The sequence below is a fragment of the Pseudoalteromonas sp. APC 3224 genome (assembly GCF_030407535.1).
Lineage (GTDB): Bacteria > Pseudomonadota > Gammaproteobacteria > Enterobacterales > Alteromonadaceae > Pseudoalteromonas.
Genome location: NZ_JASDDF010000039.1, coordinates 1 through 17567, shown reverse-complemented (window position 1 = coordinate 17567; position 17567 = coordinate 1). Strand labels below are relative to the sequence as shown.

Sequence of the window (17567 nt, the reverse complement as noted above, 5' to 3'; positions counted from 1 at the left end):
CTCATCAGCAACCTTTAAAAACCTGCCTTACTGAGTGGTTATTCAAAGCGGTGTTTGCTAATCCTAAGATTTCATGATTAATTAGCAAATAAGTTTTCACTAACTCGTTATTAATTATGCTCAATAAAGTTGCCAGCCCGTTTACTAAGCTCGTCGAGCGCTACTTACCCGACCCATTTATATTTGTCATTATGCTCACTATTATTACCTTGAGCATTGCGAATTTAGCGACTCCTGCAACCACACTTGAGGTAATAACATCATGGGGAAGCGGGTTTTGGAACTTACTTAGCTTTGCCATGCAAATGCTGTTGGTATTAGTAACAGGCTACATGCTCGCCAGTACCTCATTAATAAGTAAGTTACTAACAAAGTTAGCAACGCTTGCCAATACGGCCCCAAAAGCCATTATTTTAGTGACATTTATTTCGCTTTTAGCAAGCTGGCTTAATTGGGGATTTGGATTAGTAATTGGTGCTTTATTTGCTAAGGCTATTGCTAAGCAGACTCGAGTAGATTATCGGCTCTTAGTAGCAAGTGCTTACTCAGGTTTTGTAGTATGGCACGGCGGATTGGCAGGCTCCGTACCACTAACCATTGCCAGCGAAGGGCATTTTTCACAGGCAACAATGGGGATTATTGGCACCGAGCAAACCTTGTTCGCAGGTTTTAACATTGCGATTCTGATTGGCTTATTTATTATTATGCCGTTGGTTAACCGCTACATGCTACCGAGTGAAAAAGACAGTGTTTATATTGACCCATCACTGCTTAAGAACACTCTACTCGATAGAGTAACAATAACACGCCCTGCGCAACATTTAGAACAAAGCAAACTGCTAGGCATGGGCATTGGCTTACTCGGACTTGCCTACTTAGGTTATTACTTTTTTATCGCAGGTGGCGGCTTAAATCTCAACAGCGTGATAGCGCTTTTCTTATTTTTAGCTATCACACTACATCAGACCCCCCACAATTTACTAAATAGCCTACAACAAGCGATTCCGAGTGGCGCGGGAATTGTAATTCAGTTCCCTTTTTATGCCGGTATTATGGCGGTTATGGTCGATACAGGGTTAGCACAACAAATATCGCAGGGCTTTATTGCCATAGCGGATGCCGATAGCTTGCCATTTTACAGTTTTATTAGTGCAGGACTCGTTAATATGTTTGTGCCATCCGGTGGCGGCCAATGGGCTGTACAAGCACCTATTGTTATCCCTGCAGCACAAGAGCTTGGTGCAGATATGGCAAGGGTTGCTATGGCTGTAGCATGGGGAGATGCTTGGACCAATTTAATTCAACCCTTTTGGGCATTACCGGTATTGGCTATAGCGGGCCTAAAAGCAAAAGATATTATGGGGTTTTGCGTGGTACAGCTGATTATTACTGGGGTGTTTATATCGCTGGTATTGAGCTTTTATTAATCTAATCGGGCTGTAACTTATATTACAGCCCGCGCTTACTTAGCTTGATAAAATCTTCATCGGTAAACTTAATATCGCGTTTTCTGAATCTGCAAAGTGCATCATTACCGCAATGTGCCCTGCAACAACGAGTGCATACATTACCGCGGAAAAACCTTGGCCGTATTTATCTAATGGCAGTAAATGTGAGTAATGGCGGCCACGCCATTCAAACACAATTTCTAGCGCCCCAACAAATAAAAAGAACACTAATAACATTAAACCAAAGGTGTAACTTAGCCATAAACCAAATAGCACACCTAGTAAGCACACACTTAAACCAACCCAAGAGCGCATCGAGAAACTTATGCTTTTTAGTACATGCCCGCCATCAAGCGGTAAAATAGGCAGTAAATTGAATAAATTAAGCAGTGCACTAAGCACTGCAACACCTGCAAATATTTCCATTTCCGTAGCGTAATAAAGCACTACACCAAGCACAGAAGTAAATAAACCAAAGGCAGGCCCCATAAGTGATATAACCACATCTTGCCAGCGCGTAGTTATTTTATCGTCGCTAACGGCTAACCCGCCTACAAAAGGAATTAAATAAATGCCTTTAGTTTTAATGCCAAAATACTTCATAGCTCGTACGTGGCCATATTCGTGTACCACCAGGCAAGCAATCAGCATTAACGCAAAATCAATGGTAAACAGCCAAGCATAACCGGCCACCGATGCGCTCGCTAGCGCCACTTTAACAACTTTAGCACTTTTAAATAATTTAAAGCCAAGCGCCGCGAGCCCTAAAAACCCCTTTTTAGGTGCGCCCTGTGCTGCTACAGGTAAAGCTAACTGAGTTGCAAACTGATTATTTACATATAGCGCCAAGCTTTGCTGGCTGACCTCGTTGCTATCAATACCAATTAACTGCTCATCAAGCATAAACTCGACATAATTTTCACGTGGGTTTTCAAATGCAATCGCTTGCTGATCATGAAATATTTTTACAACTTGCTGCTCTGCTATCATCAGCGTAAACGGTTGCTCTGCCAGAGAAAGTTCGACTTTTATCATTATTCTAACCATTATAAATTATGCCGCTAGTATACCTTCCCACCAAAAAAACACGAGTGAGCTAGCATCATTTTATTAGCGATAATGTAAGCTAAAAATGCCTGAAATACTGACAAAAACAATTCAAGCGACTATTTTTAATATTACAGGAAGTAAGCTTCAACTACTAAGGACACCAATGCGAACTCAATTGCCAAATATACTCGTTGTTGATGACTCAAAAGCCATTTTAATTGTTATGAAAGCGATTTTTAATGAGCTCGAAATGCCAGAAGTTACCACTTGCTTAAGCGCAGTTACAGCACTAGAGAGAGTAAAGCCTGATATAAACTTTTATGACGCCATATTTACCGATCTGAATATGCCAGAAATGGATGGTATGGAGTTAATTCGTAACTTAGGTGAAATAGGCTATTGCGGTGCGATTGTTATTATTTCTGAAATGGATCCTAAAATAATCAGCCTAGCAGCTGATCTAGCCAAGCAGCATAATGTGCATTTAATTGGTAACCTTACCAAGCCAGTACAATTAAATCAGGTAAATATGTTACTTGCCAAAATAGCGCAGTTAAACAGCCATACGCTTGTAAAAGAGCGCCCAATTACTAAAGCTAAACTTGTTAGCGCATTAAAAAATAATGAAATAACACCGTTTTACCAGCCTAAGATAAATATAAACACCAACTTTATACAAAGTGTTGAAGTATTGGCTCGTATTGTTTCAAATAAAAACGAACGCGTGATTTTACCAAGCCGTTTTATTAGCCTTGCTGAGCAATGCGACTTAATCAATGACATTACTTTTACGCTGTTTGAAAAAGCCTGCAGTGACTTAAAGCAGCTGAAAGAACAATTAGGGGAAAACTTAAAGTTGTCATTTAATATGTCGCCATGCCAGTTAAATGATTTGAACTGCCCTAATAAATTATTACAGTTATTACAAAAGCACGGCGTGCTTCCCAGTGATGTGGTTGTTGAAATAACCGAGCAACATGCCCTTTCAAGCTATACCCAACTTGAAACCTTAAACAGATTAAGAATATTTGGTTTTGGTATCTCACTGGATGATTTTGGTACTGGCTTTACTAATATTAACCAACTGAAACAGCTGCCATTTACAGAAGTAAAAATAGACCGCTCTTTTATAAGCCACATTGAAACAGATAAGTTTTCGCAAGTTGTGGTCAACTCATTGATTGATATGACTAGCCAAGAGCAACTGCAACTTGTTGCTGAGGGTGTTGAACGTCCGGAAGAACTTGCCTATCTAAAGCACTATCAAACAAATTTAGCTATACAAGGATTTTTGTTTAGTTGCCCAAAAGCAAAAGCTGAATTTATCTCGTGGGCACAACACTGGATAAAAACAGCTGCTAAAACAAATAATAACTAAGGTCTGCTGACCTTTGCCGGTTGATATTTACTAAATACCCCTAACGAGATTCATTATCCTCGGCGCTGACGATATGCTCACTATCCGCTAAACGTTGATGCCAACGTTGCTTAGCCACGGCACGCATGTTGGTAGATTGATCTCGCTCATCAACAATTTCTAAACCCATTAGCGCCTCTATCATATCTTCTAGGGTCACTATTCCTTGCACATCACCGTATTCATCAATCACTAAACAAATATGGGTACGCTTGGTAAGTAATATTTGTAATAACGACGATACGTTTTGCGTACTCGGTACTGTATAAATAGGCTTAACCAACTTACTAATCTTGTAGTCTGTACCTAAGCGGTGGTATGCCAACATAATGTCGTTTTTATGAACAAACCCTATTATATCGTCAGCATCTTTGTCGTAAATTAGCACTCGAGAAAATGACGAAGAGCCATGTTCGCTTAAGTACTGATTTACGGTAAGATCTTTATGAATTTTAAAAATAACCGTGCGCGGGGTCATTAAGTCGGTTAGTTTTGCGTGCCTAAAATGCAGTAAGTTTCGAATGATCTCTGACTCATCAGCATGAAGTGCCCCTGACTCACTGCCAATATCGGCCATCGCTTCTATTTCTTGGCGAATATAATAGGCCTCATTATGCTTTTGCCCCATCAAATTGGTTAGCTTTTGTGCAGCCCATACAAACGGCTTAAGCACTAACACCAAAATACGTAAACCATAAGTCACACTCGGTGTTAAAGCACGCCAATAGTTGGCACCCAAGGTTTTTGGAATAATTTCAGATAACACTAATACCAATAAAGTCATAATAGCAGATGCAATCCCCACTGCTGCATCCGAAAATACTACGGCGGCTTGTGCACCTACTCCTGCGGCACCAGCAGTATGGGCAACAGTATTAAGCGTTAAAATAGCTGCTAATGGTTGATCAATATTACTTTTTAGTATTTCAAGTTGTTTAGCCAGCACCGGCCGCTCTTTGCGCAACAATGCAACATAACTAGGTGAAATACTTAATAGTACGGCCTCCATGATTGAACACAAAAACGAAATCACAATCGCTGTAACCATGTAAACGATTAATAGTGTCACTTTCTCTCCGATAAGTTGGATAAATACCCGATGATAATAGCCATCATAACAATACATGTTATATTTGGCCAAATCTCCAATAACAATAGGCATAGCAATGAATTTAAGCGCACCTTGGTATCGTTACACAAGACGTTTTACTCGCTTGGCAACCCTACTCACATTAAGTAGTTTGAGTTTAACGGCATTAGCTGCCCCACTCGATCAATCAAAAATTCAGTTTATCGGCCCACTTGCAGAAGATATGCAAGCAAAGCCATTTCAGACCCCCCATGGCGACGTGATTATTAATAATCTGCTTGCACAACTTGAATCAAGTGCAGAAAGCTTTGTTGTGTTTGGTAAAAAGCATAAGTGGCAACCACTTGATAAAATTAACGCGCTTACTTTAGGCGGTTTACAAGCACTTAAATTTCATATTGAAACGGACCGGTTTACTCAAGGCTCCTTAAACATTGAAGGAATAGAGCAAGGCCAGATTTTTATCAATGGTGAGAAGCAAACTGGTGAAAACCAACGCTATCAGCTTGCTTTAAATAACGGCTCACATACCGTGGTTGTCATCGCTCAACAGGTTGCTAATTGGAATGATGTCACCTTAGAGTTTGTGCCAAAAGCAGAAACTGACGTCGTGACCCTAACGACAAATAAAACCAAGCGCTTATCGGCTAAACAATTGTTTGACGCCCCGACTATTAGCGGTTTGTCTTTGTCGCCTGATGCTAAGTATTACTTAAGTACAACAAAGCGCTTCAGCGATAAAACAGGCAACAACGCCATTACCACAACCGAGCTTAAAAATACTAATAACCAAACGGTATACCGATTTGAAGAAGTGCAGCCTAGCCAATTTACTTGGAGTCCTGATAACCAATTTTTAGTTTATTTACTCAACGGTGAATTAAAGCAGTTAAACCGTAAAACTTTCGCTATAAAAACCTTAGCCTCAGGCCTTGAGGGGACAAGCAACTTTAGCTATTACAACGATAATAGTATTCTTTTTAGCTGGTCTAAATCATCTGAAGAAACCAATAGCCTCACTAAACATCATAAAGGCTTACAAGACCGTTGGTCTTATGCCCGTACGGTTAGCCAATTATATTTACTCGATACCAACAGTGGTTTAACCAAAGCTCTGACCGAAGGCGTATTGAGCCATCAACTTGAAGATGCTAACAGCAACCGTGGAAAGCTATTAATAAGTCGCCCAATAATGGCGATGCAAGCCTCAACTCACCCAGAGACTGAGCTGGTTGAACTTACATTAAAATCCAACAGCATAAAATCATTAGGTAAGTTTAAAAACTTTAATCAAGCTAAATATGCCGCAAACAATATTTATGTTGTTGCAGGCCCTGATTTTAAAAATGGTGCAGGCAGAACAATACCAAAGAACATGCTGGCTAATAATTACGATGGCCAGCTTTATTTACTAGCTGATAACGCAAAAAAAGTAACGGCGTTAAGCAAACAGTTTGACCCCGCAATTGGCACATTAGAAGTACTAAGCAATGGTGATGCGCTAATCAAAGTGACAGAGAAAGATACCCAACCACTGTATTTATTTGACCTGAGTAAACAGCGCTTTAAAAAGTTAAATACAGGCTTTGATATTGTGCAGCAATTTAGCTTTTCAAATACGCGCAATGCCCAGTTATTAATTAGTGGCAGCAATGCGTCGAGCGCTCAACAACTCAAGCGCTTAGACGTAAGTAAAAACAAGGTAGAGCTCATTTGGGATTCAAACCCGATTGCGTATGCCAATACGGCTATTCCTGCGCTTGAAGAATTTAACTTTACCAATAAGCGTGGCGTAGAAATCTCTGGCCGTGTTTATCTGCCAAACAATCTTGATAAAGCCAAGAAATACCCTGCTCTTGTTTATTATTATGGAGGCACCTCACCAGTAACACGCGGGTTTACTGGGCGCTACCCTTTTAACTTATGGGCAGCAAACGGATACGTGGTTTATGTTGTACAACCAACTGGCGCAACGGGCTTTGGGCAAACTTTTTCAGCACAACATGTAAATGCTTGGGGCGACTATACCGCCGATGACATTATGGAGGGTACAGAGGCATTTTTAGCTAAATATAATTTTGTAGACAGTAGTAAAGTAGGTAACCTTGGTGCATCTTATGGTGGCTTTATGACTATGCTGCTTGCCACCAAAACCGATATGTTTAGCGCGTCTATTGCTCATGCCGGTATTTCAAACTTAACGTCATACTGGGGTGAAGGATGGTGGGGTTATTTATACTCAGGCGAAGCCTCAAAAAATAGCTTTCCGTGGAATAACCCTCAACTTTACAGCCAGCATAGCCCTGTATTTCATGCCGATAAAGTAACCACGCCATTACTGCTTATTCACGGTGACAGTGATACCAATGTGCCTGTGGGCGAAAGCTTAACTATGTACACCGCACTAAAACTGCTTAATAAAGACGTTGAAATGATAGAATACAAAGGAGCAGATCACCAAATATTTGCGCGCGATAAACGATTTAATTGGTGGAACACTATGTTGGCTTACTTTGACAAAAAGTTAAAAAATGAACCACAATGGTGGGATTCAATGTATAAAGATTAGAACTATAATGCGCACTTTGTCGATGAAGTAAAAAAGTGCGCATTACAAAATGCAATATTATTAGACCTATTCGGAATATAATGTTACCGAAAAACAATGTTCTCTGTGTTATACAGGCCATCAATAATGCTAATATGCAAAGCTGAAACTAAAAAAATAACAGACTATGGCAATTAATGTTTTATTGGTTGAAGATGACGAATTACTCGTAAAGCGCATCCAAAATCATTTTAGAAATACCGAGTTTTCTATTGACGTTGACCCCACCGGGGCCGATGCGTTAAACGTTGTTAAAAGCCGCGTAAATCAGCGCAATACTATTTCCTTGGCAATAATTGATATTGTGCTACCAAAGCGCGACGGTTTACAACTTGCCAAAGAACTAAATACGCTCACCGATATTGGCGTTATCTTATTATCGAGTCGTGACTCACAAGCCGATCGAATTGCAGGCCTTGCCCAAGGTGCTGATGACTATATTTGCAAGCCTGTAGATTTACTTGAGCTTGAGCTAAGAATGCGCGCCCTATACAAACGTGTTGCCAATAATCACAGCGACGATGACAGTGAAGAGTTTATTGAATATGCCGATTTTAAACTTCATCCAGACAATCGCACCCTTATTACCGCCAGTGGGATTGAATCACGACTGACTGAAGCAGAACACAAAGTACTTATTTGTTTGATTGGTAATGCTGGTAAAGCGACTTCCCGTGAAAAAATATCAGAAGAAATTGGCCAGCCCGATTGGAGCCCCAACGATCGCACAGTAGACGTGTTAGTGGGTCGTTTACGTAAAAAGCTGAACGATGAGAAAGATCAAAAACGTATTGTCACTGTTCGCGGTAAAGGCTATATGCTTTCAATTTAAAGCCTTAGTGTTGGGTTAACTGCGATAATAAACGCTCAAATGCCCGATAATTAAGCGCTTCTTTAAGCTCATTTAAACTGATTTGTGGTGCTCCTTTTAAATCACTTATCGTTCGCGCCACTTTAATTACTCTATGATAAGAGCGCGGCGATAACGCCAGCTTTTCACTGGCTCTGGCTAAAAACTGCAGCTCTGCAGGTGGTAACTCACAGTGCAAGCTCATCTCTTTGTTATTTAACCGCGCATTTACTTTACCTTGGCGTTTAAGCTGAACTGCATAAGCTGCTTCTACTCGTGCCCTCACCTCAGCACTGGTTTCTTCTGTAGTTGTACTTTGTAGCTCCACGCTGCTCAACCTTGGTAGTTCAATTTGCAAATCAATTCTGTCAATAAACGGCCCCGATACTCGCGATAAATAGCGCATTACCTGATCGGGTGTCGCCCGTTTATCATGATGACACCCAGTTGGACTAGGGTTAAGTGCTGCAATAAGCTGAAACTGCGCCGGAAATTCCATTTGTCTGGCCGCGCGCGAAATCGTCACTGTTCCGGTTTCCATTGGCTCGCGTAATGAGTCCAACACTTTACGCTCAAATTCAGGGAGCTCATCTAAAAACAACACACCATTATGCGCTAACGATATTTCACCGGGTTTAGTGTCAATTACATCGTTAAATTGTAATGTATAAGGATTTACTGTAATTACATCGAAATAGTGTAATGGAGTTATTGGTAAACAGCTGTGACTACAACTAGTCTATTGTCGGTGGACATTAAAGATTAGAACTATGACACTAAAGTTTAAAGCTGTGACATTAATTTTTGCGTAGTTTGCCTTTTCTCTAACAAGGTTTTGCCCCGTAATGAGTTGGATAGTAAAGTGGAAAAATAAAGGGAAAAATAAAAAACAAGAAAGCTTGGAGTTTATTTTCCCAAAAAATGGGAACAAAATTATAATAACTTTAAACAATTTGGTTTAAATTAATCACCTCGTTTGTGATCATGTCGTTTTAACGGCTTATGTTTATCTGGTGTGTTAGTACGTTGTCTTTTATCCGGCGTTCCATCATCATTTTCTCTTTTCGGTCCTGGTTTAATGAACATATGTATATCCTCTGTAATGGTTTAGGTTGTTTATTCACCTGTATAATAACTATTTTTATACTAAAACATAGACTTAAAAATTTAAAAATAGTAAAGAAATTTATTGGTAAGGGATAGGAATTTAATTATTCGTGTTCATCATTGGCTTTTTTATATTTTATCGAATTTGAGCAAATAATTTAGCGCGTTTCTGTCCAAAAGTGAGTTTCGAACTTTGTTGTCTACTTTATTTGAATAGCCATTTTTATAGCGCCTAAGTTTCAATTTTTATTGTCACATTTGACCTCTGCTAGCCACAATATAAACGAACTTCGGAAGTAAAAAAGTTTTAAACTTTAATGACCTCCGACGTTTATCACTCCATTGTTTATACTTTTTTGAGAAATTACCAATGATTAAACCCAACTTTAGTTAGTAACATGCTTGTTGATCCAATCCCATGTAGCTTTATCTAACCACCCTGCGTAATCACGAGTTACTTTTATTACTAACAAGTCATCATTATCATCTATCTTTTTTCTGAGCCTGTCCGATAATTGCTTCGCATTTTCTGTTGTAGATATTAACCAAACCGAATCAAGTGCATGACACCAGCCCGATGACAACTTTATCTCATCGTATAGCGCACTGTAGTTTTGCCCAGATTTATTTAAATCATAAGTTACACAAAAAACTGCCATAGAAACTCCTCAATATAAAATACATTAAAAACATTTTATTAGTTGTAAGTATTATTACTTATCTAAAATAACAACTTCTTTTGGTGCTTTCTTTATTGCTTAAAAATAGCAGCATTTCATCTAAACATTCTGCTCCGATTTTATCCTTTCAAGCATACTTACTGTGGCACTTATAAGGTTCTCTGCTTCGGAGCTACGACATATTTACCGACTGCTCTAACCATCCATTCATGAGTTTCATTTTCTGCATAGTTTTTCGACTATTGAATTACTATACCCTTGAGATTTTTTTATCCGCACGTTTCGCTTACACTCCCATTCATCGACAGGATCACTTTCATTCCACTCTTGGATAATCTGTATAACGTTATTATTTAACGATACGCCATACATCTGAATCATATACAAATATACGCGAGCTATGTCTCCTCGCACCTTCTCTGCTGGTTCCGCTGTATCAGAGTTAAAATCCACTTCAAAGTCACATTGGCCATAATTACGAGTCTCACCGGTAATTATAGAAAACTGAAAGTTTGAACGATCTGCATTTAATTCTCCAACGGCTGGCGCTAAATTAACCAAATCATCATGAGCACGACGAAAAGTAGGCACTGTTTCATATGCGCAATCACGGCCTGTTAAGTATTTACCATTGGGCTTTTGACATTCTGAGTAGTTTTCTTGGTTCTGCCATTGTTCTAACTCGCCACCAATTATGTAAGCCGGCATAATATGCTCCCATTCGACTCTTGATACACGAGCATTTGGTTTACCAGTACTAGTAACTGGATTGCGGGGAGTGTAGCCACACGACAATGCATCAATCATTGTTTCATGGGTATTTCCATCATTGTCAGCATCATCTATATCGTCAAAAACAAAGTCACACTGACAATAAAAAGTTGCATTATAGTCGTAATAAACTTCTCTTTCGGCTTTGGATTTTGCGTTACTAAAACTAGTTGCATAGTTTTCAGGTAAAGGAGGGAGATGTGTTCTAGTAGGAACGCTTTCGCCTACTTCATTATGGCAATGGTAATCATTATTCATTTTATCAGTATGACAACCTTCGGCGTTAGTTCTGCCACTATGAGGTTGAGCTGAAAAAGGAGCTATGATCAAAACAAACAGTACGAATTTATATACCATAATGACTTCCCTGAAAGTTAACGATGTAGTTCCTAAAACATTTTCAATCATTAAGTTAGTATAAGTTAATTATAAAAGCTAGCCGATAGAGCTGAGTCTACGGATCATCTAGCTAAGTATATTAACTGATGTCTTTGTGTGCTTGAGCTGGCAGCTAATGTGTACTATCGTGATGATCATTGAGGGTATTATAGAGTATACAAATCAATAATTGTCACAGCTGTTTTAAAGCTGAATTTCTTGCATTTGTCATGAGTATGCACTAATTTGGGGTCACATTAATAAAGGATTATATTAAGTATGAAAACATTAAGGGAATACCCAAAACCAGATAGACCTGCAAATCCAACTCCGCTAGATATGGCAATTTATAACTTTGAACTCAAAGCTAAAAGTTATCACGATGAAAGCATCAAAAAAGATCCAAACGCTGAAAAATTAAAAAAATTAGCTTTAGATTACGAGCATTTACAAATAGAAAAGAAGAGGATTGAATCTGTTTCGATTGCTCAGTCTGCTCTTGAATTGTATCGCGTTAATAGAAGCCATTCGACACGAAAAGCTTTACTTGAAGAAACTCATCATACAACCAATACCACCAATAATTTAGCCCGATTTCTTTTTGCTGTTGGTGAACCAAAACCGACGAAATATCATGAGGCACACCATATTATTCCTGGTACAGGGCGTGATAACAAACAGGCTGTATTACGAGCAAGATTAAATTTGCATATGGTCGGTATTGGTATTAACGACCCTCATAATGGCATTTGGTTAATTAATTTTGTGAGACATAAAGAGAATGACTGGGCCACTAAAGAATCACCTCCACACCGAAAGTTGCATAGGTATAATTACGAAACATGGATTGGTGAAAGTTTAGGTGGAAGCATGACAAAAGACAAAGGGCTGTTTGTTAATAAACTACGCAATGTGAAAACAATGATTAAAACAGGGACGTTACCTAGCAAAATTTTCGAAGAAAAAGATGAACTATGGAAAGGTATATGAATACGTACTTACTGAGAAAACCCACAGAAACATGTGATGTAATTGACCTCGATATTGTCGAGATGACAAATCAAATTATTGATAAGACTGGCCAGTCGTTTGATGAAATACTTGAAGTAGTCATGGATGATATTCCAAGAGGGAAAAAAACCTTACTTGAATTATCTGCAGATGGGTTTGAATGCAAGCATGAGCCACGAGCAAAAAAACAAAATTATGATGTAAATCTATATGGCTCCTTTTTAGTGCTTAATCGACGGGCGTATGAATGTCTTAATGAAGCTATCATAAATTGTGGTGAGTTCGTTTCCTTAAAAACTGACAGTGAAGAAATGTTCTTATTTAACACACTCAATTTTGTATCTGAAGATTTAACATTGACAGAGAAAGCATATCTTGATGGTTATGAGGATGGCCTCAAAACGTTAGTATTTGATACTAATCAAATACAAGATAAGTTGCTTTTCAAGTCAAAATTGCAAGGAGGCCTTTCTATTTATTGTACTGATGATTTTAAAAAGTTAATTACAGATAACAATCTTAGTGGCATTAACTTTAATAAAGACTTATTGAGCTGCTTTTAAGAAAGCACTTTAATCGGAGACCACTACCTTTATTGAAGTCAAGTTACCTAATGCAATCTATCATTAACATGATGCCCAGACGTGAGCTGATTAAATACCTTATTTGTGGGCTTTAGCAAGACTATTTAGCGTAAGCAAAACAATAATATGAAAGCCCTCTTTACTTTTTTGCATTGAAATTAATATCGGTCTTTCACTTAACTACTTTGCTTATGCTAAATAATAATAACCACACTGTAGTATCTAAAATCCCATCAGCTACTGCTATAACCTGTATAAATAACTTATGGCTTCCCTCTTTAAATACAGCCTGCACTGTAGGCGGCTCTTGTTCGCTAAACATATCAACTTCTGAATAATTTATATAACTATCTTCACTCGTTACGCCATAAAGTGCGATTCGACTGAAACAAATTGAGTCATAAATGAGCTCGGGCCGAATCAATTAATACACTTCACCACATAGCACAAGGCCGTTCACAAAATAGTGAATTTAACGAGCATATATGCTATTTTGTTCAAATATAAACATGAAGCGTTCATAAAAAGGCGAATATAATGAAACATGCGCGTGAGGTAACAAAAATAATTGAGGGGGGAGTACTTGGGAAAATTAATCAAGTAAAAGCTTACACAGAGTTTCTTGCTGATAAATTAGAGGTTGATGGTGAACATAAAGCTGCAAAAAGATTACGTGATACAATCTCTAGTAGTTTGTTGGCATCAGGCTACAACTTAGCATCTATTTCAAATCAATTACGTTCTCCTGTTGATCAAGATAGTCACATGTCACTAGCTGACATCACTTATCCAGAATTAGGCAATACTGATTCAGCTATCCTTGACTCTGTAACAAAAATACAAATTGAAGAATTTATCTCGTTTTCACTTAAAGCTGAGAAACTGGCTGATGCAGGATTGAGTAGTGCACCATCCTTATTACTATATGGCCCTCCTGGTTGCGGAAAAACATTACTTGCAAATAATGTAGCAGCTCAACTTGGGCTACCGTTATTCACTGCTCGCTGCGACTCCTTAGTCTCCTCACTTTTAGGCTCGACTTCAAAAAACATAAGGTCGCTATTTGACTTTGCTTCTCAACGACCTTGTGTTTTATTTCTTGACGAATTCGATGCATTAGCAAAAGCCAGAGACGATCAACATGAATTAGGTGAATTGAAGCGTGTCGTTGTTAGTTTACTCCAAAATATTGATGCACTTCCCAAAGACACTTTAATCATTGCTGCAACAAATCATGAGCAATTATTAGATCCTGCTGTTTGGAGAAGGTTTGAGCTTCGGGTTCGACTTAACCCCCCAACATCCATAGCAAGAGAAAAGATTTTCCGTAGTGAATTATCTAAATTTGCACCTGCGAAGTTTCAAAAAGCTGTTGAACACTCAAATGGGCTTTCAGGAGCTCTAATTTCCCAAATTTGTACTGCGGCCAAACGAAAAGCTATTTTAAATGATGAGAAACAGGTTTCGGAACAAGACTTACTATTTAGAATTGCATTGGTTCGTTATTCTGATGTAATAGAGATAGAAAAGGATATCTCAGAAAAGCTGCTTACTCTAAAAGAGTTAAACTCGGAGTTATTTACAGTAAGACTTCTATCAAAAATATTTGGTGTGTCTACAGGAAAAATATCTAATTTGCTAAATAGGAATGGAAATGAGCAATAAAAACAACCCAATTCAATCTGTTAAAGTTACCCAAAAAGATTTTAAAGATGTTCCTTCACCAAAGCCGAACTCAAAACCAATTAGGGAGGTAACAAAAGAACTGGTTGACAAACTGAAAGCAGATATCGAGCAATCAGCAATTGAATTACGCAACCACTTTAATACCGCCCCAAATGTGCCAGCAGTATTAAAAATTAGGCTCCTAGAAAATGCTCTAGCCAAATCTCACAGACCAGACAAAGTATTTAAAGACACTACCTGCCCAATAATAGGAACTGCTGATTTTGGGGTTTTACTTGTGAGTGCGAACGAAGACGGTATTAGTCAATTAAAAACGAGAATTCAGTCTACAGCTAAATCTATTCAGCCTGATATCGCCGTAATAGAAGAAATTAGTGTCTTCTCCAGTGATGACCGGCTCCATGTAAATAGCTTCGAAGTGTCCAATTTTAATGCCAAAAAGTATAAAGTTCATTTATTTGATCATCTAAAAGAGCGTCAGAATGAAAGAATAAAAGAATATTTCAATAACTCTACAGCACAGATGACTTTGGATGTTTCTTTCAAAGAGTATTCATCACATACGAGCTTTCATACTGTTAAAGTACAGAATCAGCTATCTATTCAAAGTTTAGCAAAAAATATCGCAGTTAGATCAATAGAGGAAATGCCAACATATTCCCCTTCAGATTTTAAGATTGCAACAAGTCCTGTTGGACCACTTGATAGTTCAATGCTTCCTGATCCTCTTCATGGCTTTGATTATCCTGTAGTTGCGGTAGTTGACTCTGGAATCTGCCGTACATCAAAGCAAATCAACAAATGGGTCATTAGCAGAAAGTCATTTGTTCCAGAAGAGGTAGTAAACACTTCTCATGGAACAATGGTTGGAGGCCTGATAGCTTCACCTAGCTCTCTGAATTACCATGAAGAAGGTTTTCCGAACACTCAGGCAAAGTTAGTTGATATTACGGTTTTTGATACAAGTGGTAATGCCTCTGAAGATGATTTAATGGAAATGATTTCTGAAGCGGTCGAGCAATTTCAAAATATAAAAATATGGAATTTATCGATAGGCCGCAATGAACCTACAAAACTAAACTCTTTTTCTGATTTTGGCTGCTTTCTTGATGACTTAAGTGAAAAATACGGCATTCTCTTTGTTGTTGCTTCAGGAAATCACAATACGTTTACCACAAATAGATCAGACGAGGACAAGACTCGTGAAAGTAGGGTGTCTTCTCCAGGCGATTCTCTTAGGGCCCTAACCGTTGGTTCAATAGCTCATAAAAAAAATCCTCAGTCTGCATCAAAAGAAGGGCAATGTTCCCCATTTTCAAGAATTGGACCTGGGCCAGCGTTTACACCAAAACCTGAAGTAATTCACTTTGGCGGAAACTGCACAGAAAATGGCGGCTATGCTCAGATTGGCGTTTTATCTTGTGGCCCAGAAGACAAAATATATGAATCAGTAGGAACAAGCTTTTCTACTCCAATAGTTTCATCAATCGCAGCAAATGCATGGCAATCGATCGAGAAAACTATCAGAGCAACACCTGAAAAAGTAAAAGCCCTTGTTATTCACTCTGCTGTACTAGACTGTAACGGGTACGAATACGCAACAGGCTTTGGAAAGCCGAGAGATATTGATAGTTTACTATATTGTTCAGAGAATCAAATTACCTTGATGTTTGAAGTAGATGTCCGACATGGATTAGTAGAGTTTGACAGAAGCCCTATACCCTTACCTTCTTCAGTGCAGGACAAAGGTAAGTTTAAAGGTGAGGTTGCAATGACATTGGTTTATTCACCACCATTAGATCAATCTTTTGGTTCGGAGTATAGCCGAGTTAACATCAGTGTCTCCATGGGTGAAACGAAAACAATTCTGGATGAAGCTACTGGCGAACTTAAAACTTCATTCTCAGGAAAGGTACCACCACTACCTAGCAATAAGAAAGATCTTTACGAAATAAACCAATTAAAAAACTCATTCAAATGGTCACCGACTAAAGCCCACAAAAAGAAATATCCACAAGGCACTAGTGTGCAGGCATGGAAATTAAAAATGGAGTCAACCATTAGAGCCGAGGAAAAAGTCCCTATCACACCTCAAAAAGCTGTACTGTTAGTAACAGTAAAATCGATTAATGAAGGAACGGATTTATACAATGATACGGTCAGGCTACTTAAAACGAATGGCTGGATATTGAACCCGATTACTATAACAGTTCCAGTTACCGTTACAATTAACGCATAGTGTAAACATATTAAACACTAACGCCAAATTAGCTTTGCTTTTATAGTAGGGTGCAGGCTTTTAGCCTAGCTCCCTATCCTATATTAAAATGGTCTGTAATAAATAAGTAAGTAAATATTTTTTTGTTAACTCAATCTCCATCAAGCAGTATGATCTTCAATATTTTATTAAAGGGCGTTTTTTATGAATGAATGCAATACGAATAGGGATGATGTTGATATCGATTTTATAAAAATAGTCACTGGTGGGAAAATAACCTACAGCTCAAACCCATTGGATGAAATTAAAGTTGTTAGTGCAGGTATAATATTTAGTGACGTGACTCTATTTAGGAAAAGCCTTTGCTGGAACTTAACTTTTCTTGCAAAAGCAACTGGGGTTAGCATGAAGACAATTGAACGCCATAAAAAGAACAATAAGCCTTTTAATCTATCGGCAAGTCAGAATATGTTGGAGCTAGCAAAGCTATCATTGGTTGGTGTTGCCTACTTTGGTGATGTTAATAGATGGAACCATTGGTTAACGACCCCACATATTCAGTTCCATAATAACAAGCCCACATCTGTTATTGACACTATACGCGGACGTGAGCTAATTAAACGGATAATTTGCGGACTTGAACAAGGGTTTATAGCATAAATATAGAAG

13 protein-coding genes and 1 pseudogene are annotated in these 17567 nt (G+C 38.5%); 9 read left to right on the top strand and 5 right to left on the bottom strand.

All coding sequences use genetic code 11. From position 1 onward, the window contains the following. Nucleotides 1–116 precede the first annotated feature (116 nt). Nucleotides 117–1427, top strand: coding sequence for a TIGR00366 family protein (locus QL989_RS16480; RefSeq protein WP_290171243.1), 1311 nt, complete (start codon nt 117–119; stop codon nt 1425–1427). Between the two features lie 39 nt (nt 1428–1466). Here the strand turns inward: QL989_RS16480 and QL989_RS16475 are convergent, their stop codons facing one another. Continuing rightward, nucleotides 1467–2483 carry a site-2 protease family protein gene (locus tag QL989_RS16475; protein ID WP_290171242.1) on the bottom strand — a complete coding sequence of 339 codons (1017 nt, stop codon included), beginning with the start codon at nt 2481–2483 and terminating at the stop codon, nt 1467–1469. 178 nt (nt 2484–2661) lie between these two features. Here QL989_RS16475 and QL989_RS16470 point away from each other — a divergent pair, with 178 nt between their 5' ends. Continuing rightward, nucleotides 2662–3876, top strand: a complete 1215-nt coding sequence (locus tag QL989_RS16470) for an EAL domain-containing response regulator (RefSeq protein WP_290171239.1) — start codon at nt 2662–2664, stop codon at nt 3874–3876. A 40-nt stretch (nt 3877–3916) separates the two neighbouring features. Here QL989_RS16470 and QL989_RS16465 read toward each other — a convergent pair whose 3' ends face one another. Continuing rightward, nucleotides 3917–4984, bottom strand: coding sequence for a hemolysin family protein (locus QL989_RS16465; protein WP_138605937.1), 1068 nt, complete (start codon nt 4982–4984; stop codon nt 3917–3919). A gap of 97 nt (nt 4985–5081) precedes the next feature. Here QL989_RS16465 and QL989_RS16460 point away from each other — a divergent pair, with 97 nt between their 5' ends. Next, entirely contained in the window at nt 5082–7574 is a 2493-nt protein-coding gene (locus QL989_RS16460) for a prolyl oligopeptidase family serine peptidase (RefSeq protein ID WP_290171238.1), read from the top strand. 166 nt (nt 7575–7740) lie between these two features. Next, nucleotides 7741–8445 carry a response regulator transcription factor gene (locus tag QL989_RS16455; RefSeq protein WP_290171236.1) on the top strand — a complete coding sequence of 235 codons (705 nt, stop codon included), beginning with the start codon at nt 7741–7743 and terminating at the stop codon, nt 8443–8445. 4 nt (nt 8446–8449) lie between these two features. Here the strand turns inward: QL989_RS16455 and QL989_RS16450 are convergent. The 3 genes and pseudogenes from QL989_RS16450 to QL989_RS16440 all read right to left on the bottom strand — a co-directional run. Next, nucleotides 8450–9100, bottom strand: a pseudogene (locus QL989_RS16450) (ATP-binding protein); the annotation flags it as partial. An 856-nt stretch (nt 9101–9956) separates the two neighbouring features. After that, nucleotides 9957–10229, bottom strand: a complete 273-nt coding sequence (locus QL989_RS16445; protein WP_290171233.1) for a hypothetical protein — start codon at nt 10227–10229, stop codon at nt 9957–9959. A 237-nt stretch (nt 10230–10466) separates the two neighbouring features. Next, complete coding sequence (locus QL989_RS16440) at nt 10467–11378, bottom strand: endonuclease (RefSeq protein ID WP_290171232.1); 912 nt, start codon at nt 11376–11378, stop codon at nt 10467–10469. Between the two features lie 300 nt (nt 11379–11678). Between QL989_RS16440 and QL989_RS16435 the strand changes: the two genes are divergently transcribed. The 5 genes from QL989_RS16435 (at nt 11679) to QL989_RS16415 (ending at nt 17558) form a co-directional block, all read left to right on the top strand. Further along, complete coding sequence (locus QL989_RS16435; RefSeq protein ID WP_290171230.1) at nt 11679–12389, top strand: AHH domain-containing protein; 711 nt, start codon at nt 11679–11681, stop codon at nt 12387–12389. Further along, the gene (locus tag QL989_RS16430) at nt 12386–12973 is read left to right on the top strand and encodes a hypothetical protein (RefSeq protein ID WP_290171229.1); all 588 of its coding nucleotides are present in this window, start codon (nt 12386–12388) and stop codon (nt 12971–12973) included. Before QL989_RS16435 ends, QL989_RS16430 begins: the two co-directional genes overlap by 4 nt. Nucleotides 12974–13531: 558 nt before the next feature. Beyond that, complete coding sequence (locus QL989_RS16425; protein WP_290171226.1) at nt 13532–14659, top strand: ATP-binding protein; 1128 nt, start codon at nt 13532–13534, stop codon at nt 14657–14659. Next, complete coding sequence (locus QL989_RS16420) at nt 14649–16919, top strand: S8 family peptidase (protein ID WP_290171224.1); 2271 nt, start codon at nt 14649–14651, stop codon at nt 16917–16919. The genes QL989_RS16425 and QL989_RS16420 overlap by 11 nt, the downstream gene beginning before the upstream one ends. A 183-nt stretch (nt 16920–17102) precedes the next feature. Further along, nucleotides 17103–17558, top strand: coding sequence for an antitoxin Xre/MbcA/ParS toxin-binding domain-containing protein (locus QL989_RS16415; protein ID WP_290171222.1), 456 nt, complete (start codon nt 17103–17105; stop codon nt 17556–17558). The last annotated feature ends 9 nt before the right edge of the window (nt 17559–17567 follow it).